Below are 6,439 nucleotides of genomic sequence, written 5' to 3' on the forward strand. Positions count from 1 at the left end.
TCGTTATGGAGGCCAGAACAAGGATAAGCGCCGACTAAAAAATCGTCGAATGCGGAAACATATTGGCGCTTGTGCCAGACCGAAGCCCGATGCCCGATGTCACCGGCAGCGAAACTGGTTGCGCAAGGGGCGAGTTCGCATATTCTGGTTGTGGCAGAAGCGTTTACAACATGGGAGGAGTAAATGTCCGACAAGAAAATCTCGCGTCGCGGGTTCCTGGAAAAGTCCACAGCCATCACCGCCGGTGCGGCTGCAGCGACGACGCTCTCGGCCCCGGCCGTACTGGCGCAGTCGCCGGTCACCATCAAGATGCAGACCTCCTGGCCTGCTTCGGACATCTGGATGGATTTCGCGCGGCAATACATAGAGCGCGTCGAAAAGATGTCCGGCGGCCGGCTGAAGTTCGAGCTCCTGCCCGCGGGTGCGGTCGTCGGCGCGTTCCAGGTGCTGGATGGCGTCAATGACGGCGTCATCGACGCCGCGCATACCGTCCCCGTCTACTGGTACGGCAAGCACAAGGCCGCGTCGCTTTTCGGAACTGGCCCTGTGTTTGGCGGCAGCGCCACCACCATGCTCGCCTGGTTCCACCAGGGCGGCGGCAAGGATCTCTACCGCGAGCTGACGCAGGAGATCATGGGCCTCAACGTGGTCGGCTTCTATGGCTTCCCGATGCCGGCGCAGCCGTTCGGCTGGTTCAAGAAGCCTGTCACGACCACCGCTGAACTGCAGGGATTCAAGTATCGGACGGTCGGTCTTGCCGCCGATCTCATGCAGAACCTTGGCCTCAGCGTGGCGCAGCTGCCCGGCGGTGAAATCGTGCCGGCTATGGAGCGCGGGGTTATCGACGCCTTCGAATTCAACAATCCGTCATCCGACCTTCGCTTCGGTTCGCAGGACGTCGCCAAGCACTACACCTTGTCATCCTACCATCAGGCGAGCGAGTCGTTCGAATTCCTGTTCAACAAGGACGTGTTCGACGACCTCGACGATGATTTGAAGGCCATTCTCGAATATGGCGTGGAGGCGGCCAGCACCGCGAACACCGCGCTCGCCCTCGACAACTATTCGGCCGACCTGCAGAAGCTGCAGACCGAGCACGGTGTCACCGTGCACCGCACCTCGAAGGAGATTCTCGACGCACAACTCGAGGCCTGGGACAAGATCATCCCGACGCTGGAGGCGGATGAGTTCATGAAGCGGGTGCTCGACAGCCAGCGCCAATGGGTCGAACGCGTCGTCTACTACGAGCTTATGAATTCAGCCGACCTGACACTGGCATACGACCATCATTTCCCCGGCAAGCTGAAGCTCTAATTCGCCTCCGCTTTGGCAATACGGCGGTCTTGCGGGCCGCCGGATTGCACCTGACGGAAACCCTGCACATGCTCCGCTACATTGCATTCGCCGATGAACTTTCGGCATGGTTTGGAAAGGTGTTCGCCTGGAGCGTCGTCGTCATGACGCTCGGCGTGAGCTATGAGGTTGTCGTGCGATACCTGTTCAGCGCGCCAACCGCGTGGGCATTCGACCTCAGCTACATGCTCTACGGCACCATGTTCATGATGGCCGGCGCCTACACCCTGTCGCGAGACGGGCATGTGCGCGGCGATTTCATCTACCGCCTGTGGAGGCCGCGCGTGCAAGCGGCGGTCGAACTTGTCCTCTACATCATCTTCTTCTTCCCAGGCGTCACGGCGCTGATTCTGGCCGGCTGGAAGTATGCAGCACGCAGCTTCCGCTATCTCGAGGTAAGCTCGAACAGTCCGGCCGGGATTCCGATCTTCCAGTTCAAGGCCGTCATCGTGGCGGCAGGCATCCTGCTCTTCGTGCAGGGGATTGCCCAGGTGTTCCGCTGCGTCGTCTGTCTGCGAACCGGAACATGGCCGCGCGCGGCCGAAGACGTGGAAGAGACCGAGAAGGTGCTGATGGAAGCCAAGACGCTCGATGTTCTGCATCACGGTTCAGAAGCAGTCGACCTCCCATTCCTCCACCCCGACAATCAACCCGACCGCGACGGAGAAGACAGATGAGCGATCCTCAGGTCGCCGTCGCGATGCTGCTCATTCTGCTTCTGGCGATCTTCCTTGGCTTCCCGGTTGCGTTCACTTTGATGGCGCTCGGGGTCGCCTTTGGCTACTACGCTTATTTAAATCCGGGGCGGATGTGGCGCGCCTACGAACGGGCGGTTGAGGATGGTGCCGACGGCTGGACGCTTGCGGAGCATTGGATCGGCGGCTTCTTCAACAACCGCATTTTCGATCTGTTCGTGAACCAGACCTATTCCGTGATCTCGAACGACGTGCTGACCGCCATCCCGCTGTTCCTGTTCATGGGCTACATCGTCGAGCGGGCCAATATCATCGAGCGTCTTTTCGGCACCCTCTATATCGCCACCCGGCACGTTCCTGGCTCCATGGCGGTCGCCGCCCTCATCACCTGCACGCTTTTCGCAACGGCCACAGGCATTGTCGGCGCGGTCGTGACACTGATGGGCCTGCTGGCGTTTCCCGCCATGCTGAAGGCGCGTTACGACGTCAGCTATGCCTCGGGAGTGATCTGCGCGGGCGGAACCCTCGGCATCCTCATTCCGCCGTCGATTCTGCTCATCGTCTATGGCGCGACGGCGGGTGTGTCGGTCGTCCGCATGTATGCGGCAGCCCTGCTTCCTGGACTGCTGCTTGCCGGCCTTTATCTGATCTATGTGGTGACGATGGCGGTGCTGCAGCCGCAGGTGGCGCCGAAGCCGACTCGAGACGAGGTAGGGCACTATTCGGTCCTGCAAATCAGCTGGATGCTGCTGACCTCCTTCGTCCCTCTGGCGGCCCTGATCCTCGCGGTGCTCGGCGCTATCCTGTTCGGCCTCGCCACGCCCTCGGAGGCTGCCGCCATCGGCGCGCTCGGCGGCGTCGTGCTGGCCGCCGCCTACCGGGCGCTGACGTGGCAACGCCTGAAAGAGTCCGTCTATTTGACGGCGCGCACGACCGCCATGGTGTGCTGGCTGTTCGTCGGCTCCGCGACCTTCGCCTCGGTCTTTGCCTATCTGGGAGGCCAGCAACTGATCAGCGATTTCGTCACCGGCCTCGACATGTCGCCGCTGATGTTTCTGATCGTCGCCCAGATCATCATCTTCATCCTGGGCTGGCCGCTGGAATGGACGGAGATCATCGTGATCTTCGTTCCGATCTTCCTGCCGCTGTTGGCGCATTTCGAGATCGATCCGCTGTTTTTCGGCGTGCTCGTCGCAGTCAACCTTCAGACCGCCTTTCTGTCGCCGCCCATGGCGATGTCGGCCTACTACCTCAAGGGCATTTCGCCGCCGCATGTTCAGCTTTCGGATATTTTTCGCGGAATGATGCCTTATATGCTGATCGTCATCCTGTGCATGGTCATCATCTACATCTTCCCGCAGATCGTGTACGGGCTGCCCAACCTGATCTACGGGGGCTGAGGACGGGGGCGAATGGAGCACAACAGATGAATTTGAGCCGCATCCTGGCCGTCCTGGCGTTTGTAGCCTTTCTGGCGTTTTTCGGCGTCGTAATCCGTTTCGTCCCGCATCCCGATCTAGGCGTTGCGGTCGGCATCGGCGTCCTCCTTGCAGGCTACGATCTATGGAGCCAGTTGAGGTCTCGCGCGAGCTAACAGCCGGCTTGGTCGTGGGAAGCTGCATGGCTGCCGCGTCGACGCGGGCAAAGAGTCGAACCGTCCGCTCGGCCCGAGAAACATCAATTCAATCAAATCCTCGTGAATTGTACCGGACGCCCGGAACCCCAGACGCGTTCCCGGCATTGATTTTGCGGAAGAATCTGCGTCCAGAACAGGGAGCAGTGTTATGGCTTACCGTGATTATATCCATACGCCGGTGACGCCACGCGACATTCGATGGGGACTCCAGCAGGGGGCCGTCGCGGGCATTGTCGCAGGCATCGTCTTTGCGGCGTTCGAAATGGCGGCGAGTGCGTTCATGATGGGGGCGGAAGCGTTCTTCATGCCGCTGCGCATGATCGGCGCCATCGCGCTTGGACCGGAAGCTCTCGATCCCGGCTACCCGCTCTTGACGGCCGGCATCGCCGGCGTGGTCGTGCATCTGATCCTGGCCATCGCCTATGGGATCGTGTTCGGGGAGATTGCCGCAATGCTGCGCGGGCGAGCAGCCTTCATCAGTCTCGGCAGCATCTTTGGCCTCGCCTTGTGGCTCGTCAATTTCTATGTGATCGCGCCGATCGCATTCCCCTGGTTCCTGCAAGCAAGCCCGGTCGTGCAGTTCATTGCCCACACATTCTTCTTCGGTACCGTCCTCGGCTGGTACCTGTGGAAGTCGCACGAGAGAAGCGGGCTCGAAGGACCGGCGGTTTAGCCTTGCCAGCACCGAGCTGGCACAGTCGGATTGAAGCGGAAAGAGTGCTCACACCCCGCTTCAAGCCGTCTTCGGCGTCACCAGGCCGAGTTCGTCAACCATCGCCTCGCGCATGAGAAACTTCTGCGGCTTGCCGGTCACCGTCATCGGCAATTCGGTGCGGAAGCGGATGTGGCGCGGGATCTTGTAATGGGCGATCTGGCCGGCGCAGAAGGCCTTGATCTCCTGGTCGGTGGCGGTCTGGCCCGGCTTGAGCACGATCCAGGCACAAAGCTCCTCGCCAAATTTCGGGTCGGGGATGCCGAACACCTGCACTTCCCTGACCTTGGGATGGCGGTAGAGAAATTCCTCGACCTCGCGCGGATAGACGTTCTCGCCGCCGCGGATGACCATATCCTTGACCCGGCCGACGATGTTGCAATAACCCTCGGCGTCGATGGTGGCGAGGTCGCCGGTGTGCATCCAGCCGTCGGGATCGATCGCCTCGAGGGTTTTTTCCTCGTCGTCCCAATAGCCCTTCATCACCGAATAGCCGCGCGTGCAGAGTTCGCCCGGCGCGCCGACCGCAACGGTCGCGCCATCGGCATCGATCGCCTTGACCTCGACATGCGGGTGGACGCGGCCGACGGTCGAGACGCGCTTTTCCAGCGGGTCGTCGACGCTGCTCTGGAACGACACCGGGCTGGTCTCGGTCATGCCATAGGCGATTGTCACCTCCGCCATGTGCATCAGCGACACCACCTTCTTCATCACCTCGATCGGGCACGGCGAGCCGGCCATGATGCCGGTGCGCAGGCTGGTGAGATCGAAGGTGTCGAAATCCGGATGGTCGAGCAGGCCGACGAACATGGTCGGCACGCCATAGAGGCCGGTGCAGCGCTCGCCCGCCACCGCTCTCAGCGTGGCGCCGGCATCAAACCCATCGCCCGGGAAAACCATCGTCGCGCCCTTGGTGACGCAGCCGATCGTGCCCATCGACATGCCGAAGCAGTGATAGAGCGGCACCGGGATGCACAGCCGGTCGTCGACGGTGAGCCTGATCGCCGAGGTGACGAAATTGCCGTTGTTGACGATGTTGTTGTGGGTCAGCGTCGCGCCCTTGGGCGCGCCTGTCGTGCCTGAGGTGAACTGGATGTTGATGGCATCGCCGGGCTTCAGCCCCTCGGAGATCCGGTCGAGGCTATCATGCTCGTCGCGCCCGCCCATCGCCAGCACGTCGGTGAAATTGAGCATGCCGGGCGAATGCTCCTCGCCCATGCGGATGACGATTTTTAGCGCCGGCAATTTATTCGCATCGAGCTCGCCCGGTGTCGCCGTCGCGATCTCCGGCGCCAGCGTCTCGATCATGCCGAGATAGTCGGAGCTCTTGAATTTGACGGCCGTGACCAGCGCTCGGCAAGCGACCTTGTTCAGCGCATAGTCGAGTTCGGCCAGCCGATAAGCCGGGTTGATGTTGACCAGGATCAGGCCGATGCGGGCGGTGGCGAATTGCGTCACCAGCCACTCCCAGCGGTTCGGCGACCAGATGCCGACGCGGTCGCCTTTTGCCAGGCCGAGAGCCAGGAAGCCTGCGGCCAGCGCGTCCACCGTGTCTGAAAGTTCGCTCCAGGTGAAGCGCTTGTCCTGGTCGACGAAGACGGCGGCATCGAGCGTGCCGTATTTACTGACGGTGTCCGAAAGCAGCGCCGGGATCGTTTGCTGCAGCAGCGGCACGGTGCGCTCGCCCGATACATGCGCCCTGCCGTCGATCGGCGCGACAAACGTGGCCCCATTGCCCGGGCGGCGACCGCGCAGGCTGGTGGCATTCTTCAACTCGTCGAGATTGATCGGCATTGCCGTCTCCTCCGCAGGCGACCCGAGTCTATCAGCCTGCCGGGGTGGTGGAAATCCCGTTGATGGTACTGGAGCGCAATCCCCTCCCCCTTGAGGGGAGGGTGGACAGCCGCCGAAGGCGGATGGACGGGTGGGGTCGTTGCGGCAGTGCTCGACGCGAGACGACCCCCCCCCCCCCCCGGGGGGGGGGCCCCCCCCCCCCCCCGGGGGGGGGGGGGGGGGGCGGGCCCCCCCCGGGGGGGGCGGCCC

The 6,439-nt window shown here is 62.3% G+C and carries 6 protein-coding genes; 5 read left to right on the forward strand and 1 reads right to left on the reverse strand.

The genetic code is table 11. The features are described from left to right. Nucleotides 1-183: 183 nt before the first annotated feature. The 5 genes from AC0L17_RS27325 (at nucleotide 184) to AC0L17_RS27345 (ending at nucleotide 4,357) form a co-directional block, all read left to right on the forward strand. Entirely contained in the window at nucleotides 184-1,314 is a 1,131-nt protein-coding gene (locus tag AC0L17_RS27325) for a TRAP transporter substrate-binding protein (protein ID WP_287301107.1), read from the forward strand. A 68-nt stretch (nucleotides 1,315-1,382) separates the two neighbouring features. Then, nucleotides 1,383-2,030, forward strand: coding sequence for a TRAP transporter small permease subunit (locus tag AC0L17_RS27330; protein ID WP_236390380.1), 648 nt, complete (start codon nucleotides 1,383-1,385; stop codon nucleotides 2,028-2,030). Next, nucleotides 2,027-3,448: a TRAP transporter large permease gene (locus tag AC0L17_RS27335; RefSeq protein ID WP_473518084.1), complete on the forward strand. Its 1,422-nt coding sequence runs from the start codon at nucleotides 2,027-2,029 to the stop codon at nucleotides 3,446-3,448. The genes AC0L17_RS27330 and AC0L17_RS27335 overlap by 4 nt, the downstream gene beginning before the upstream one ends. Nucleotides 3,449-3,474: 26 nt before the next feature. Further along, nucleotides 3,475-3,642, forward strand: coding sequence for a hypothetical protein (locus AC0L17_RS27340; protein ID WP_473518085.1), 168 nt, complete (start codon nucleotides 3,475-3,477; stop codon nucleotides 3,640-3,642). 190 nt (nucleotides 3,643-3,832) lie between these two features. After that, entirely contained in the window at nucleotides 3,833-4,357 is a 525-nt protein-coding gene (locus AC0L17_RS27345; protein ID WP_473518086.1) for a hypothetical protein, read from the forward strand. Nucleotides 4,358-4,417: 60 nt separating this feature from the next. Here the strand turns inward: AC0L17_RS27345 and AC0L17_RS27350 are convergent, their stop codons facing one another. Further along, on the reverse strand, nucleotides 4,418-6,190 hold the full coding sequence (locus AC0L17_RS27350) for an AMP-binding protein (RefSeq protein ID WP_473518087.1): 1,773 nt from the start codon (nucleotides 6,188-6,190) through the stop codon (nucleotides 4,418-4,420). Nucleotides 6,191-6,439 lie beyond the last annotated feature (249 nt).

The sequence above is a fragment of the Mesorhizobium sp. WSM4829 genome, from assembly GCF_055811475.1.